The following is a 16121-nucleotide window of genomic DNA, read 5'->3' as shown; positions in this document are numbered from 1 at the left end:
CCGCGGGCCCGCCCACCGCCGTTGTTCCCGGCGGTACCCGGCACCCGGCCGTGTGGTGGCCTTGAGAGGGGTCCGCTCAGACCGCGGCCGGATGCCGGGGCGGTGTTTCACGTGAAACAGGGGCGGGCGAGCCGCCGCCCGCCAAGGCGAAGCCGCGGTTCGTTTCGGTCTGCCGACGGTAGACGTCCGGCAGGTCGGGCAGCGCCAGCAGGCGGTCGCAGGCGCGCAGCGAGGCGTCCATGTCCCCGACCCAGTACGCCGTGATGGAGTGCTCGAAGAGCAGCCCCCACCGGTACACCCAGGGGTGCACGAAGAGCAGGTCCGGCGGGGCCGGCCGGTCCAGGACCGCTGTGGTGATCGCGTGCGCGGCATGGTGGCGTCCCTGCATCCGCAGCCCCGACGCCAGTTCGTAGCAGGCCTCCAACCGGGTCGGCCGGGATTCCCAGGCCCTTGTCAGGGAGTCCATCGCGGCGGGCCAGTCCCCGGATTCGGCGCGCAGGACCCCGGACTGGAGCAGGGCGTAGTAGACCTCCTCCTCCCAGCCGCCCATGGCGGCGCGCTGATCGTAGAGCCGGATCGCCTCGGCGGTCTTGCCCATGTCCCGCATCGTCTGGGCGAGGTAGAAGACGGTCCGCGTGTTGGAGGGGTCCCGCTCCAGCTCGGCCCCGAGCAGCCGGGCGTCGCGCTCGAACTTGTCGTGGCGCGAGCCGCCGTCCGCGTGGTCCACGATGGAGAGCGCGTCCAGGTTCTCCTGTACGCCCGGGCGGTCCTCGTATTCGCCGGGGCGGTCGCAGGTCAGGTACTCGTGGGTGGCTCCCTGGTAGCGCCACGGCAGGTCGCCGCGGACCAGCCGTTTGATCCGGTACTCCGTCGGCCCCTCGTGGCGCAGCATGTACGACTGCGCCGTGAGATCCGGCAGCGGGCCGTTGCGCCGCAGGACGAGGTCGGCGTCGAGGAGCAGGAGGTAGTCGGCCTTGCCGCGGGCGTGCGCGATGTTGAGGCTGCGGTTGTGGCCGAAGTCGGTCCAGGGTTCCTCGTGCAGTTCGCCCGGGATGCCGTGCAGCGCCTTGCGGATGAGGTCCTGGGTGCCGTCGGTCGAACCGGTGTCGGAGATGACCCAGGTGTCGATGAGGTCGCGCGCGGAGTCGAGACAGCGCTCGATGACGGCGGACTCGTTCTTCACGATCATGCAGAGGCAGATGGTCGGCTTCACGGCCGCCGACCCTAGGGACGCGGCACCCTTCCCACCCGGCGGCACGCCGGTCGGCGGCCCCGGGTGGCTGCCGCGCTCACGGCCAAGTGGCCCTTCGTGCTCGTCCGTTTTAATGACCGGTGGGCGAGCCGTACTGCGGCGGCGGACGGGCCCGCACAGAGTGGCTCCTCGCGAAGTCCGCGCTTGCGTACGGGCTTCGGGAAGGCATTCGATCCCGTGTGCAGGAGGAGCGCTACATGAGTTCTGAGGACAGGACCCGTTCTTCGCTGGGGCCGCTGCCCCGCCGTGCGGCAGGCTGGCTGGCCGGCGGCACCTTCGCCTCGCTGGCCCTGGTGATGGGCGCGGCCGTCGCCGCCCCCGCCGCCGTGGGAGCGCCGCAGCCCGCCGGTGCGGTGGCCGCGGACACCGGCGACCCCTGCGACCTGGCGGCGGCGAACAAGGCGTCGGACCCGCCGGCCGTCTCCGCCCAGCCCGCGGGCGGCGACAAGTGCAAGGTCGGCCCGACCGGTCCGCAGGGTCCCAGGGGCAGGACGGGCGCCACCGGTCCGACGGGTCCGAAGGGCCCGACGGGTCCGGCCGGCCCCCGGGGCGCCAGTGGCCAGTGCTTCGACGTGGACGCCGTCCGTCCGGCTGTGGGCGGCGAGGTCAGGGCGGTGCTGTCCGGCACGATCACGTACGCCGGCATCCGCGACCTGACGCCGACCGTCACGCCGTGGCGCTGGTACGACCTGACGGACACCGGCGAGACGTACCCGACGGACGCCTGCGCCGTGTCGATCTCCGCCCTGGGCAACGCCGTCAACATCGAGGTGCTGACCACCGGCGGGGAGATCCACGAGACGAGCTGCACCGTCAACGCCGGCACGCCGGACTCCCTCACCTGCGACGAGGTGTGGACGGCGGCGAACCCGCAGCCGGTCTCGGGAGCCAACGGCCTCGCCCGGTTCACGCACAAGTCGCTCACCCAGGAGGGCATGAACCTCCTTCCGGCAGGTGCCGAGTAGCGCGATGCCGCCGTCCGCTTCCGCCGTCAGAGCGGCTCGCGGCTCGCGCCGCCGAAACCCGGGCCGGTGAAGTCCGGAGCGGTGTAGCCGGGCGGGGTCCCCTGTGAAGGGGTCCGCGGACTGCTGAAGTCAGGCCGGGTGTATCCCAGATCGGGGATGCGCCCGGCCTTCGGCATGCCGGGCGCGAGGTGCTCGTGCCCGGCTCCGGGAGCGGCCAGGGCGTCCCGCAGGAACGGCAGGATGCCCCGCTCCAGCAGCGCCCGCCGCCAGGCCTCGCGGGCCAGCGAGACCTCGTCGGGTGCGGCCCGGTCCTCGTCCCCGGCCACGACCTCCGTCACCCGGTTCCGCAGGGCCGTCACCAGCAGCCCGACGACCGCGCCGAGCAGGGTGACCGCCGTCAGCGCCCCGAAGAACCACCCCGCCGTCAGCATGGTGTCGGCGAAGGACGGTTCCGGCTCGATCGCCTTGAGGACGTAGCCGACCAGCAGGAAGATCAGCATGGCGGTGGCCGCGAGGACCGGCGCGAGGACCGCGACGACGGCGCCGAGCCCGGCGCCGCTGTCCTCCGGGACGTCCCCCGGCCCTCCCGACCGCGGCGTCGAGCGGACCTCCGCGCGCCGTGCTCCGCGTACCTGTACGAAGTGGTCGTACTCGGCTGCTGCGGCAGCGGTCAGCAGGGCACTGGCCCCGATCGCCATGGCCCGCAACTGTTCGGCGTTCAGCCGCTCGCCCAGTGCGGCGAGCTCGGGCCGCTCGTGTGCGGTGCGCAGCGCCTCGTCGAGGAGCCGGTCGAATTCGGGGCGGTCCTCGGCCAGCAGGTGCGGAGCGCTGTTCATGTGCATCCCCCGATGCTCCGTGGCGGCCGGTTCCCCGTGTGGATCTTCGGGGCTGCCGGCGCAAACGGAGGAGAGCCTGCTACGGACAGGGCGATGGTAGAGGGCCCATGCCGCGCTGTGACAGGGGGTTTCGCGAATTGTCCCGCTCGTGACAAGTGTCAGTCGGCGAGCGGGAGTTGCTGCACGAGGAGCTTGCCGGCCATGGTGACGCCGCCGTCCATCGCGATGGCGAGCCCGTCCGCGTACACGTGCGGGCCGTGCACCTCGGGGCCGCGGGAGTCGTCGCCGTCCTCGGTTCCGACCTCGCCGAGCAGGTACGGGATGGGGCTGTGGCCGTGCACGATGCGGCTGCCGCCGTAGGTGGCGAGGAGCTCGCGCACCGCTTGGGGGCCCGCCTCCTCGTCGCGGAAGGCGAACCGCTTGGTGAACTTGCGGAACAGGTCCCAGGTGATGTCGGCGTCGTTGCGGTTGAGCAGCTCGTGGATGGTGTCGTTGACGTCCTCGACGGAGTCGCCGTAGTCGAGGTACGCGGTCGTGTCCGAGTGCAGCAGCAGGTGGCCGTCCTCGAGGACGGCGGCGTCCAGGCGCGACATCCACTGCAGGTGGACGTCCTCCAGGCGCTCCATGTCGGTGCGCTGGCCGCCGTTGAGCAGCCAGGCCGCCTGGAACGTCGCGGTGCCGGCACCCGAGGCGACGGGGGTGTCGCCGAACCGCTTGGCGCCGATGAGCAGCAGTTCGTGGTTGCCCATGAGCGCCTTGCAGTAGCCGCCGGCGGCGGCGGCCTCGGCGGAGAGCCGCATGACCAGGTCGATCACGCCGATGCCGTCGGGCCCGCGGTCGGTGAAGTCGCCGAGGAACCACAGGCGGGCGTTCCCGGCGGACCAGCGCCGGTCGGCGTCGATGAGGCCCTGCGCCTGGAGCTCGGCGACGAGCTCGTCGAGGTAGCCGTGGACGTCGCCGACGACGTAGAGCGGCCCGGGCCCGGTCGGGGAGTCCTGGGGGACGTACTGGACCTGGACGGTGTCACCCGGGCCGCCGACGGCCGCGCGGGTGATGACCGGCAGGTCGCGCTGGGTGGGCGTGTAGTCGGCGTGGCCGCCGTCCTGCGCGGGCGGCGGGCCCGCCGGCGGCTGCGCCGGGACCGGCGGCACGGCCGGAGCCGGCGGCGGTACGGGGGCGTGCGCCGGGGGTGCGGGCGGGGGCGGCGGGGATCCCGGCGCGGGCTCGCCGTAGTAGGCGGGGTACTCGCCGTAGACGGGTGCCTCCTCGGGACGCCCCGCGGGCGCGCCGTACGGATGGGCTTCGTCGACCGGCACCCGGAAGTCCCGCAGCGTCTCCGTCCGCATCGCGGGTCCCTGACCGGCCCCCTGAGTCATCGACCCCTCCACCACCGTCGCGCTGCCGTACACCTGCGGATCCCCCTGGCCTCCGGGTCGGAGGATCCGTGATGTCGTGCGCCCATCATAGGAATGCGGCTCGCGCTGTGTGACGCACCAGGGGTGGTGAATCCTGTGCGGAACCAATCGTTCCTGCCGGTTTCTCCCGAAATCGGCACTGTCGAATTGCGCGGCGGGTCCGCCGTCCCCGCCGGCAGGGCGGTACGACGGTCAGTCCTGGGCCGGTGACCTGGGCGCACTGACCGTGGTCCGGGGCATCCTGCGCTGCGAGGACGTGCGGACGATCAGCTCCGTGGGGACGACCTGCTCGACGGGCCGGCCGGTGTGCACGCCCTCGATGGCGTCGATGAGGAGCTGCACGACGGCGGTTCCGATCCGGCGCGGCTTGAGGGAGAGCGTCGTGATCGGCGGCTCGGTGGTGGCGTACACGGTGGACTCGCTGCAGCACACGAGGAGCAGGTCCTCGGGGACCCGCAGCCCGTAGCGGCGGGCGGCGGCCAGCAGATCGGTCCCGTTCGGGTCGAAGAGTCCGTAGACGGCGTCGGGGCGGTCCGGGCGGGCGAGCAGGCGGTCGGCCGCCACGGCGCCGGCGCACGGGTCGTGGGCGGGGTAGGACTCGTAGACCGGGTCCTGGCCGGTGCGCTGGCACCAGTTGAGGTAGGCGGTGGTGGAGAGGCGGGTGTAGGTGTCGGTGGTGGTGCCCGTCAGCAGCCCGATGCGGCGGGCGCCGGCGTCGGCGAGGTGGTCGAGCAGGTTGAGGACGGCCGCCTCGTGGTCGTTGTCCACCCAGGCGGTGACGGGGAGGGTCCCGGCGGGGCGGCCGTCGGAGACCACCGGGAGGCCCTGGCGCACGAGCTCGCTGACCACGGGGTCGTGGTCCGAGGGGTCGATCACGACGGTGCCGTCGAGGGCGACGTTGGACCACACGTCGTGGCGGGAGGTGGCGGGGAGGATGACGAGGGCGTAGCCGCGGGCGAGTGCGGCGGAGGTGGCGGATCTGGCCATCTCGGCGAAGTAGGCGAACTCGGTGAAGGTGAAAGGTTCATCCCCGTACGTGGTCACGGTCAGGCCGATGAGGCCGGACTTGCCGGTACGGAGGGTGCGGGCGGCTGCGGAGGGGCGGTAGCCCAGCCGGTCGGCGACCTCGCGGACGTGCCGGCGGGTGGCGTCCGGCAGCCGCCCCTTGCCATTGAGCGCGTCGGAGACGGTCGTGATGGAGACGCCCGCTGCGGCGGCCACGTCCCTGATGCCGGCCCGGCCCTGTCGGCCGGCGGCCCGCCGGGTGGTCTCTGTCCGGCTCACCTGATGGTTCCCTGCTGCTGTCATGGCGAGCCGATAGTAGGGCGCGGTGCGACAGGGGGGCCGTATGCATATGCACGCGTTGACAGGTACGTTTCTGCTTGGTTCACCACCCTCAATGACCATGGAAACAAAGGGATTTGCGGGCGAGGAGTCAGTGGGCCCTCTGTCGTCGGGTACGGGCATGCCAAAACGGGCGCGCCTGCGCCCCGCACCAACTCACCTGTACGAGGGACGCGCGCCACGGCGCAGGCCACCGGCGCACGCATATATGCGTGCGCTCCCCCGCAATCCAGGCGCGGCCATTTTCGGGACGGCGGAATCCTCATAAGGTGAGCAGTATTGAGTCGACGGCGACGTCGGACGGGACGGTCGAGGAGGACCCCAGGTGAGCGAGAAGAGCCCGAAGCTGCGCGCCGAGCTGGACGGCATTCCGACCTACAAGCCGGGCAAGCCCGCCGCCGCCGGCGGCGCCGTCGCGTACAAGCTGTCCTCGAACGAGAACCCCTACCCGCCGCTGCCGGGCGTGCTCGAGAGCGCGGTGGCCGCCGCCGGCCGCTTCAACCGCTACCCCGACATGGCGTGCACGGACCTGGTGAACGAGCTCGCCGAGCGGTTCGGCGTCCCGGCGGACCACATCGCCACCGGCACCGGCTCCGTCGGCGTGGCCCAGTCCCTGATCCAGTCGACCGCCGGCCCCGGCGACGAGGTCGTGTACGCCTGGCGGTCCTTCGAGGCCTACCCGATCATCACGCAGATCTCCGGCGCGACGTCCGTGCAGGTGCCGCTGACCGACGGGGACGTGCACGACCTCGACGCGATGTACGAGGCGATCACCGAGCGGACCCGCCTGGTCTTCGTCTGCAACCCGAACAACCCCACCGGCACGGCGGTGCGCCGCGCCGAGCTGGAGCGCTTCCTGGACCGGGTGCCCTCGGACATCCTGGTGGTCCTCGACGAGGCGTACCGCGAGTTCGTCCGCGACACCGATGTGCCCGACGGCATCGAGCTCTACCGCGACCGCCCCAACGTGTGCGTGCTGCGCACCTTCTCCAAGGCGTACGGCCTGGCCGGCCTGCGCGTCGGCTTCGCGGTGGCGCACGAGCGGGTGGCCGCGGCGCTGCGCAAGACGGCGGTGCCCTTCGGCGTCAGCCAGCTCGCCCAGGACGCGGCGGTCGCCTCGCTGCGCGCCGAGGACGAGCTGATGGGCCGGGTCGGGGCGCTGGTCTGCGAGCGCGACCGCGTCCACGAGGCGCTGCTCGGCCAGGGCTGGACGGTGCCGGACACGCAGGCGAACTTCGTGTGGATGCGGCTCGGGGAGCGCACCGCCGACTTCGCGGCGGCCTGCGAGAAGGCCGGTGTGGTGGTCCGGCCCTTCCCGGGCGAGGGCCTGCGCATCACGATCGGCGAGCCCGAGGCGAACGACCTCTTCCTGCACACGGCGGAGGCCTTCTTCAAGCAGATGTAGCGCTCGCGGGCGCGCCCCCGGATGCAGCGCTCCGGGGTGCGGCGTCCGGCGGGCGGGTGCGTGCGCCGCGGGGCGGGAGCGTGCGCCGCGGGGTGGGGGCGTGCGCCCTACGCGCGCTCCACCCGGATGGGGTCGCCGTCGCGGACGGTGGCCAGCAGGCGGGGGTCGCCGTCGAGGGAGCCGAGCACGTTGCACGGGCTCGCGAGGCGGCTCTCACCGCCGCGCGAGACGGGGGTGGGCCCGAAGGGGAGCGCGAGGGCGTCCCCTTCGGTCCAGAACGCGACGGTGCCCGGCTCGACGACCTGGCGCGCGTCGGATTCCAGCGCGGCGGTGACGCCGGTGTCGAAGTAGACCTCCTCGCCCCAGGTACGGGCCGAGGCCGAGATCGGGAGCGCCTCGGCCAGCGCCTTGCCGGTCGGGGTCTCGTCGAGGGTCGCGGTGAGGTGGCCGGCGGGCCAGGAGATGCGAATCTTCATGCACTCATTCAACAATCTGTTGAATTCACGCACCAGGGGGACCCCGGCTGAAAGTCGCCGAAAGCAATGCGCCATAATGCTTGTGAATGTGAACGCGTTCACAAGCTCGCCTGCTTCCTCCGCGTATCGACGGAAGCGGACGGGTCGGAAGCGGCCATCCACGGCGACCTGAAGGAGATGACGACGTGGACGTAGCTTTGGCGCCGGAAACACTGGCGCGCTGGCAGTTCGGCATCACGACCGTCTACCACTTCCTCTTCGTCCCTCTCACGATCTCCCTCGCCGCGCTGGTCGCGGTCCTCCAGACGGCCTGGGTGCGGACCGAGAAGGAGAAGTACCTCAAGGCCACGAAGTTCTGGGGCAAGCTCTTCCTGATCAACATCGCGATGGGCGTCGTCACCGGCATCGTGCAGGAGTTCCAGTTCGGCATGAACTGGTCCGACTACTCGCGCTTCGTCGGCGACGTCTTCGGCGCCCCGCTGGCCTTCGAGGCGCTCATAGCCTTCTTCTTCGAGTCCACCTTCATAGGCCTGTGGATCTTCGGCTGGGACAAGCTGCCCAAGAAGATCCACCTCGCCTGCATCTGGATGGTCTCGATCGGCACGGTGCTCTCCGCCTACTTCATCCTCGCGGCGAACTCCTGGATGCAGCACCCCGTCGGCTACCGCATCAACCCCGAGAGCGGACGGGCCGAGCTGACCGACTTCTGGCTCGTCCTGACGCAGAACACCACGCTCGCCCAGGTCTTCCACACCCTCACTGCGGCCGTCCTGACCGGCGGTGCCTTCATGGTCGGCATCGCCGCCTTCCACCTGATGCGGGGCAAGCACATCCCGGTGATGCGCACCTCGCTGCGGCTCGGCCTGGTTGCCGTCGTCATCGGCGGCGCGCTCGTCGCCGTCAGCGGCGACGTGCTGGCCAAGGTCATGTTCAAGCAGCAGCCCATGAAGATGGCCGCCGCCGAGGCCCTGTGGGACGGCGAGGAGCGCGCCCCCTTCTCGGTCTTCGCCTACGGGGACGTGGACAAGGGCCACAACAAGGTCGCCATCGAGGTGCCCGGCCTCCTCTCCTTCCTCGCCGACAGCGACTTCGAGTCGTTCGTCCCCGGCATCAACGACGTCAACAAGGCCGAGCAGGAGAAGTACGGCCCCGGCGACTACCGGCCGAACATCCCCGTCGCCTACTGGGGCTTCCGCTGGATGATCGGGTTCGGCATGGCCTCCTTCGCCCTCGGCGCCGTCGGCCTCTGGCTGACCCGGCGCAAGTTCCTGCTGCCGGCGGCCCTGCGGACCGGCGAGGACGAACGGCCGCATCTGGTCCTCCTCCGCAAGCCCCTCAGCGCGCGACTGAGCCGCCTGTACTGGCTCGCCGGGGTCTGGACGCTCGGCTTCCCGCTGATCGCCAGCTCCTGGGGCTGGATCTTCACCGAGATGGGCCGCCAACCGTGGGTCGTCTACGGGGTGCTGCGCACCCGGGACGCGGTCTCGCCGGGCGTCTCGCAGGCCGAGGTCCTCACCTCGATGGCCGTCTTCACCGCCCTCTACGCCGTACTCGCCGTCATCGAGGTCAAGCTCCTGGTCAAGTACGTCAAGGCCGGCCCGCCCGAACTCACCGAGGCCGACCTCAACCCGCCCACCCGGATCGGCGGGGACGGCACCTCCGACCGGCCGATGGCCTTCTCGTACTGAGGCTGAGGGGACCCCACCATGCAACTCCACGACGTCTGGTTCGTGCTCATCGCCGTCCTGTGGACCGGCTACTTCTTCCTTGAGGGCTTCGACTTCGGCATCGGCGTCCTGACCAAGCTGCTGGCCCGCGGCCGCACCGAGAAGCGGGTCCTGATCAACACGATCGGGCCGGTGTGGGACGGCAACGAGGTGTGGCTGCTCACCGCGGGCGGCGCGACCTTCGCCGCCTTCCCGGACTGGTACGCCACCCTGTTCTCCGGCTTCTACCTGCCGCTCCTGGCCATCCTCGTCTGCCTGATCATCCGCGGTGTCGCCTTCGAGTACCGGCACAAGCGGGCTGAGGAGCGCTGGCAGGCCAACTGGGAGCACGCGATCTTCTGGACCTCCCTGCTCCCCGCGTTCCTGTGGGGCGTGGTGTTCGCCAACATCGCTCGCGGTGTGGAGATCGACCGGAACAAGGAGTACGTCGGCGGAGTCCTCGACCTGTTCAACGGATACGCGCTGCTCGGCGGCCTCGTCACCCTCGGCCTGTTCACGTTCCACGGCGCCGTCTTCGCCGCGCTCAAGACTGTCGGCGACATCCGCGAGCGCGCGCGGGCTCTGGCGACGCGCCTGGGCGTCGCCACCGCGGTGGCAGCGGTCGCCTTCCTCGGCTGGACGCAGGCCGCGCACGGCGACGGCACCAGCCTGGCCGCACTGGTCGTCGCCGTTGCGGCGCTGGCCGGGGCGCTGGCAGCAAACATCGCGGGCCGGGAGGGCTGGTCGTTCGCCCTGTCCGGAGTCACCATCGCGGCGGCCGTCGCGATGCTCTTCCTGACGCTCTTCCCGAACGTGATGCCCTCTTCACTGGACGATGCCTGGAGCCTCACGGTCACCAACGCGGCCTCCAGTCCCTACACCCTCAAGATCATGACCTGGTGTGCGGCGGTGGCCACCCCCGTCGTCCTGCTCTACCAGGGATGGACGTACTGGGTGTTCCGCAAGCGCATCGGTACGCAGCACATCGCCGACGCGCACTGAGCCCGACCCCGGCGGGGCGACTGCCGCCCCGCCGGGCCATCCGTCACCTGAGGGATGTTTCACGTGAAACCGATCGACCCGCGCCTGCTCCGGTACGCCCGGTCCACCCGCCTCTTCCTGGGGGCCGTGGTGGCCCTGGGGTGCGCCGGGGCAGGACTGGTCATCGCCCAGGCGATGCTGATCGCCGAGATCGTGGTGGGAGCCTTCGAGAAGGGCCTCGACGGCCGGGCCCTTCAAACGCCCCTGCTCCTCCTGGCCGCCGTGGCGCTGGGGCGCGGCCTGCTCGCCTGGCTCACCGAGCTGGCCGCCCACCGCGCCTCGGCCACCGTCAAGTCGCACCTGCGCGGCCAGCTCCTGGACCGGGCCGCCGACCTGGGGCCAGGCTGGCTGAGCGGGCGGCAGACCGGCTCCCTGGTGGCGCTGGCCACCCGGGGTGTGGACGCCCTCGACGACTACTTCTCCCGCTACCTGCCGCAGCTCGGACTGGCGGTGGCCGTCCCGGCCGCCGTCCTCGCCCGCATCGTCACCGAGGACTGGCTGTCGGCCGCGATCATCGTGGTCACACTGCCGCTGATCCCGCTGTTCATGGTGCTGATCGGGCTGGCCACGCAGTCCCGGATGAACCGGCAGTGGCAGCTGCTGTCCAGGCTGTCGGGACACTTCCTCGACGTCGTCGCCGGTCTGCCGACCCTCAAGGTCTTCGGCCGGGCCAAGGCGCAGGCCGAGTCGATCCGCCGCATCACCGGCGACTACCGCCGGGCCACCATGCGGACCCTGCGGATCGCGTTCCTGTCGTCCTTCGCGCTGGAACTGCTGGCCACCCTCTCCGTGGCGCTCGTCGCCGTGACCATCGGCATGCGGCTCGTCCACGGCGAACTCGACCTCTACACCGGGCTCGTGGTGCTGATCCTGGCGCCCGAGGCATACCTGCCGCTGCGCCAGGTCGGCGCCCAGTACCACGCGGCCGCGGAGGGGCTGGCCGCCGCGGAGGAGGTCTTTGAGGTGCTCGAAGCGCCGGTCCCCCGGCCGGTGCCGGGCACACCTGCCGACCTCCCCGAGCCCGGCAGGGCCGGCTTCGCCCTCGACGTCGACGGGGTGTCCGTCCGGTACCCCGGCCGCGGCGCGGACTCGCCCGCCCCGCTCTCCTTCACCGTCGGGGCCGGCGAGTGCGTGGCGCTCACCGGCCCGAGCGGCGCCGGCAAGTCCACCCTCCTCCAGGTGCTGCTGGGATTCACCGCGCCGACCGCGGGACGGGTGCGGATCGGCGGCGCGGACCTGTCCGCCCTTGATCCGGAGCAGTGGCGGCAGCACGTCGCCTGGGTGCCCCAGCGGCCGCACCTCTTCGCGGGAACGGTTGCGGAGAACGTGCGCCTCGCCCGGCCGGACGCCTCCGAGGAGGCCGTGGCCCGGGCCTTGGAGGACGCCGGCGCCGAAGAGTTCGTCTCCGCTCTGCCGCAGGGTGCCGAGACGGTGCTCGGCGAGGGCGGGGCGGGGCTCTCGGCGGGGCAGCGGCAGCGGATCGCGCTGGCCCGCGCCTTTCTTGCCGACCGGCCCGTGCTGCTGCTCGACGAGCCGACCGCCGCGCTCGACGGGGAGACCGAAGCCGCCGTCGTGGAGGCGGTTCGGCGCCTGGCGGCGGGCCGGACCGTCCTGCTGGTCGTGCACCGGCCGGCGCTGCTCGCCTTCGCGGACCGGGTCGTCGAGGTGGGGAACGGCCCGGCCGACCCCGCCGGGGCGCCCCTCCCCGCCACCACTGAGCGCCCGGCCGCGGCCGCTGCCAGCGGCGGGCTCCGCGGCTCATCGGCGCCCACGGCAGAGCACGCGGCAGCGGACCAGGCGGCGGCGCCGGGAGCGGGAGGCGCCGCCGGTACCGGCCACCTGCGCCGGGTCCGAGCCGCCGCCCGCGCCTGGCAGGGGCGGTTCCGCCTCGGACTGCTGCTCGGGGCCCTCGCCGTCGGGTGCAGCGTCGGACTGATGGCGGTCTCCGGCTGGCTGATCTCCCGGGCCTCGCAGCAGCCGCCCGTGCTCTACCTGATGATGGCCGTCACCGCCACGCGCGCCTTCGGCATCGGCCGCGCCGTGTTCCGGTACGCGGAGCGTCTCGTCTCGCACGACGCCGTCCTGCGCATGCTGGCCGACCTGCGCGTGTCCGTCTTCCGGCGGCTGGAGCGCATCGCCCCCGCCGGGCTGCGCGGGCAGCGGCGCGGCGACCTGCTGGCACGGCTCGTCGCCGACGCGGACGCCCTCCAGGACTACTGGCTGCGCTGGATGCTGCCGGTCGGCACCGCCGCCGTCGTCGGGAGCGGATCGGTGGCCTTCACCGCCTGGCTGCTGCCCGAGGCCGGCGCCGTCCTCGCCGCCGGGCTGCTCGCCGCCGGCATCGGGGTGCCGCTGGTCAGCGGCGCCTGTGCCCGCCGCGCCGAGCGCCGGCTCGCCCCCGCCCGCGGCGAGCTCGCCACCCGGACCGCCGACCTGCTGACCGGGACCGCGGAGCTGGCCGTCGCGGGAGCCCTGGGCCGGCGCAAGGACGCGGTGAGGGACAGCGACCGGAGCCTGACGGCCATCGCCGCCCGCGGGGCCGCCGCCACGGGACTCGGCAGCGGCCTGTCCGCGCTGGTGTGCGGTCTGACGGTCGCCGCGGCGGCGGCGTTCGCCGCCGGAGCCGTCCAGGACGGCAGGCTCTCCGGTGTGGCCATGGCCGTGGCGGTCCTGACACCGCTGGCTGCCTTCGAGGCCGTCGCCGGGCTGCCGCAGGCAGTGCAGGTCCGCCAGCGGGTGCTCCGCAGTGCCGAGCGGCTCCACGAGGTCCTCGACACCCCGGAGCCGGTTGCGGAGCCGGCGCGGCCCGCGGAGGCCCCCGCCTCTCCGTTCCCGCTCCGCCTCACGGGCCTCACCGCACGCCACCCGGGACAGGAGCACGACGCCCTGCACGGCCTGGACCTGGTCCTGGAGGCCGGACGGCGCACAGCCGTCGTCGGCGCCTCCGGAGCCGGCAAGACCACGCTCGCCCATGTCCTGCTCCGCTTCCTCGACCCGGCCGCCGGCTCCTACACCCTCGCCGGGACGGACGCCCGCACCCTCGACGGCGACGACGTACGCCGACTGGTGGGCCTGTGCGCTCAGGACGCCCACATCTTCGACAGCTCCGTACGGGAGAACCTGCGGCTGGCCCGTCCCGCGGCGAGCGAGGAGGAACTGCGCCGGGCCCTGGCCGGGGCCCGGCTGCTGGACTGGGCCGAGGGCCTGCCCGACGGCCTCGACACCCTCGTGGGCGAGCACGGCGAGCGGATCTCGGGCGGGCAGCGTCAGCGCCTGGCCCTGGCCCGTGCCCTGCTCGCGGACTTCCCCGTCCTGGTCCTGGACGAGCCCGCCGAGCACCTCGACCTGGCGACCGCCGACGCACTGACGGCCGACCTGCTGACCGCGACGGAGGGACGGACCACGCTGCTGATCACACACCGCCTGGCCGGCCTGGAGGCCGTGGACGAGGTACTCGTCCTGGACCGCGGCGCGGTCGTGCAGCGCGGCCCGTACGCCGAACTCGCCTCGGTGGAGGGTCCGCTGCGCCGACTGCTGGAACGGGAGCGGGCGGCCGACGGCCTACTGGCCGGCTTCTCCCGCTGATCGGCACCGAACAGGGTCGCGGACATGCCGCTGCAGCAGTCTGCGGAACCGCCGGCCCGGGGTGTCAGCCCCGGTGTGCGGCGAGGTCGGCGAGGATGCGTTCGATGACGACCGCGACCCCGTCCTCGTTGTTGGCGACCGTCCGGCCCGAAGCAGCCGCGATCACGTCGGGATGGGCGTTGCCCATCGCATAGGAGGTGCCCGCCCAGCGGAGCATCTCCACGTCGTTCGGCATGTCCCCGAAGGCGACCACCTCGGACGGTGAGATGCCCCGCTCGGCGCAGCACAGCTCCAGGGTGCTGGCCTTGGAGACGCCCAGGCCGCTGATCTCCAGCAGGGCAGTCGGGCTGGAGCGGGTGATCGAGGCGTGGCCGCCCGCAGCCGTCCGGGCCAGCTCCAGGAACTCGTCCGGGGCCAGCTCGGAGTGGTGGGCCAGGAGCTTCAGCACCGGGGCCGCGGTCTCGTCGGCCTCCCCGTCCAGCAGCTTCTCCGCGATCGCGACGTTGGCACCCGGATCCTGGAAGAAGGGCGGGTACAGGGGCTCGTAGTTGATGCCCGAGGTCATCTCCACCGCGAACGACGTGCCGGGGGCGACGGCGCGCAGCGTCTGCACGACCGTGAGCGCGGTGGCCCGGGGCAGGGCCCGCACCTCGACGAAGCTGCGGCCCGCGTGGAGGTCGACGACCGCGGCGCCGTTCGCGCAGATCGCGAGCCCGTGCCCGTGCACGTGATCGCTGACCACGTCCATCCACCGGGCCGGTCGCCCGGTGACGAAGAAGACCTCGATCCCGGCCTCCTCGGCGGCGGCGAGAGCGGCCACGGTCCGCAGCGAGACGGACTTGTCGTCGCGCAGCAGGGTGCCGTCGAGGTCGGTGGCGATGAGCCGTGGGGTCGGGATGGGCCCTTCCGGGCGCTGGGGAGCCGAGGTCACGGGTCCATCTTCACCCATGCACCTGCGGCGACAGGTCTCGATCCGCTGACGGAAGCGGCCGCGGTGGCGATGTTTCACGTGAAACAGCGGGCTGATCGGTTTCACGTGAAACATCGCCGGGCCCTAGGCTCGAACGCATGAGTCTGCGTCTGAGCACGGTGATCCTGCCGGTACGTCCCTGGCACGAAGGCGGTCGCGATGAGTGGCGGCGCGCCGAAGAACTGGGCTTCCACACCGCCTACAGCTACGACCACCTCTCCTGGCGGTCGTTCCGCGACCTTCCCTGGTTTGGCGCGATTCCCACCCTCACGGCGGCGGCCGCTGCCACCGAGCGGCTGCGGCTGGGCACGCTCGTCACCTCGCCCAACTTCCGGCACCCGGTGACCCTCGCCAAGGAGCTCATGACACTGGACGACATCTCGGGCGGGCGCGTGACGCTCGGCATCGGGGCGGGGACCAGCGGCTTCGACGCGACCGTGCTGGGGCAGGACCCGTGGTCCCCGCGCGAGCGCGCGGACCGCTTCGCCGAGTTCCTGTCCCTGCTGGACCGGCTTCTGACCGAACCGGCGGTGAGCGCGCGGGGCGCGTTCTACTCCGCCGACGAGGCACGCAACATCCCCGGCTGCGTCCAGCGGCCCCGCCTGCCGTTCGCGGTCGCCGCGACCGGCCCCCGCGGCCTGAAGCTCGTCGCCGCCCACGGCCAGGCCTGGGTGACCACCGGAGACCCGAAGCTGTACGAGGAGGGGACTCCCGAGCAGTCGCTGGAGGCCCTGCGGGGGCAGTCGAGCCGACTGGACAAGGCGCTCGCCGAGGCCGGGCGGGAAGCCTCCTCGATCGAGCGCATCCTCCTGACGGGTTTCACCCCGGAGCGCAACACCCTGCTGCGGTCCGTGGACGCCTTCGTCGACTTCGCGGGCCGCCATCAGGAGCTGGGGTTCACGGAGCTGGTGATCCACGCGCCGATCCCCGACTCCGACTTCGCCTCGGACCCCCGCGTCTTCGAGGAGATCGCCACGGAGGGCCTGGCCCAGCTGGCCCGCTGACGGCCCCGGGGGGGGGGGGGGGGGGGGGGAGCAGGGGGGGGGGGGGGGGTGGGGGTCGGGAGAAGGGGGGGGGGGGGGGTTTTGATCGTTCCCACAGGCCCCCCCCGACCCCTCCGGAGGGG

The 16121-nt window shown here is 72.5% G+C and carries 12 protein-coding genes; 6 read left to right on the top strand and 6 right to left on the bottom strand.

What is annotated here, in order from left to right:
* Positions 1-76: 76 nt before the first annotated feature.
* Positions 77-1213: a tetratricopeptide repeat protein gene (locus ACZ462_RS10875; RefSeq protein WP_467807495.1), complete on the bottom strand. Its 1137-nt coding sequence runs from the start codon at positions 1211-1213 to the stop codon at positions 77-79.
* Positions 1214-1449: 236 nt separating this feature from the next.
* Here ACZ462_RS10875 and ACZ462_RS10870 point away from each other — a divergent pair, with 236 nt between their 5' ends.
* The gene (locus ACZ462_RS10870; protein ID WP_467807497.1) at positions 1450-2217 is read left to right on the top strand and encodes a hypothetical protein; all 768 of its coding nucleotides are present in this window, start codon (positions 1450-1452) and stop codon (positions 2215-2217) included.
* A gap of 26 nt (positions 2218-2243) precedes the next feature.
* Here ACZ462_RS10870 and ACZ462_RS10865 read toward each other — a convergent pair whose 3' ends face one another.
* The 3 genes from ACZ462_RS10865 to ACZ462_RS10855 all read right to left on the bottom strand — a co-directional run bounded on the left by ACZ462_RS10865 (position 2244) and on the right by ACZ462_RS10855 (position 5776).
* The gene (locus ACZ462_RS10865) at positions 2244-3059 is read right to left on the bottom strand and encodes a hypothetical protein (RefSeq protein ID WP_467807498.1); all 816 of its coding nucleotides are present in this window, start codon (positions 3057-3059) and stop codon (positions 2244-2246) included.
* Between the two features lie 152 nt (positions 3060-3211).
* Positions 3212-4444, bottom strand: a complete 1233-nt coding sequence (locus tag ACZ462_RS10860) for a metallophosphoesterase (RefSeq protein WP_467807515.1) — start codon at positions 4442-4444, stop codon at positions 3212-3214.
* Between the two features lie 216 nt (positions 4445-4660).
* Positions 4661-5776: a LacI family DNA-binding transcriptional regulator gene (locus tag ACZ462_RS10855; RefSeq protein ID WP_467807499.1), complete on the bottom strand. Its 1116-nt coding sequence runs from the start codon at positions 5774-5776 to the stop codon at positions 4661-4663.
* A 361-nt stretch (positions 5777-6137) separates the two neighbouring features.
* Between ACZ462_RS10855 and hisC the strand changes: the two genes are divergently transcribed.
* Entirely contained in the window at positions 6138-7217 is a 1080-nt protein-coding gene (gene hisC / locus ACZ462_RS10850) for a histidinol-phosphate transaminase (RefSeq protein WP_467807500.1), read from the top strand.
* A gap of 107 nt (positions 7218-7324) precedes the next feature.
* Here the strand turns inward: hisC and ACZ462_RS10845 are convergent, their stop codons facing one another.
* Positions 7325-7693, bottom strand: a complete 369-nt coding sequence (locus ACZ462_RS10845; protein ID WP_467807501.1) for a cyclophilin-like fold protein — start codon at positions 7691-7693, stop codon at positions 7325-7327.
* Positions 7694-7878: 185 nt separating this feature from the next.
* Between ACZ462_RS10845 and ACZ462_RS10840 the strand changes: the two genes are divergently transcribed.
* Genes ACZ462_RS10840 through cydD form a run of 3 tightly spaced genes read left to right on the top strand, consistent with a single transcriptional unit; the run spans position 7879 to position 14025 of the window.
* The gene (locus ACZ462_RS10840; protein WP_467807502.1) at positions 7879-9381 is read left to right on the top strand and encodes a cytochrome ubiquinol oxidase subunit I; all 1503 of its coding nucleotides are present in this window, start codon (positions 7879-7881) and stop codon (positions 9379-9381) included.
* 18 nt (positions 9382-9399) lie between these two features.
* Complete coding sequence (cydB, locus tag ACZ462_RS10835; RefSeq protein ID WP_467807504.1) at positions 9400-10401, top strand: cytochrome d ubiquinol oxidase subunit II; 1002 nt, start codon at positions 9400-9402, stop codon at positions 10399-10401.
* Positions 10402-10455: 54 nt separating this feature from the next.
* Complete coding sequence (cydD, locus tag ACZ462_RS10830) at positions 10456-14025, top strand: thiol reductant ABC exporter subunit CydD (RefSeq protein ID WP_467807505.1); 3570 nt, start codon at positions 10456-10458, stop codon at positions 14023-14025.
* A gap of 64 nt (positions 14026-14089) precedes the next feature.
* Here cydD and ACZ462_RS10825 read toward each other — a convergent pair whose 3' ends face one another.
* Positions 14090-14974: a Cof-type HAD-IIB family hydrolase gene (locus tag ACZ462_RS10825; protein WP_467807507.1), complete on the bottom strand. Its 885-nt coding sequence runs from the start codon at positions 14972-14974 to the stop codon at positions 14090-14092.
* 119 nt (positions 14975-15093) lie between these two features.
* Here ACZ462_RS10825 and ACZ462_RS10820 point away from each other — a divergent pair, with 119 nt between their 5' ends.
* Positions 15094-15999, top strand: coding sequence for an LLM class flavin-dependent oxidoreductase (locus ACZ462_RS10820; protein WP_467805689.1), 906 nt, complete (start codon positions 15094-15096; stop codon positions 15997-15999).
* The last annotated feature ends 122 nt before the right edge of the window (positions 16000-16121 follow it).

This window comes from Streptomyces sp. NPDC031121 (assembly GCF_055570615.1).
The sequence above is the reverse complement of the archived record's forward strand: the minus strand, read 5'-3'. Positions and strand labels throughout refer to the sequence as shown.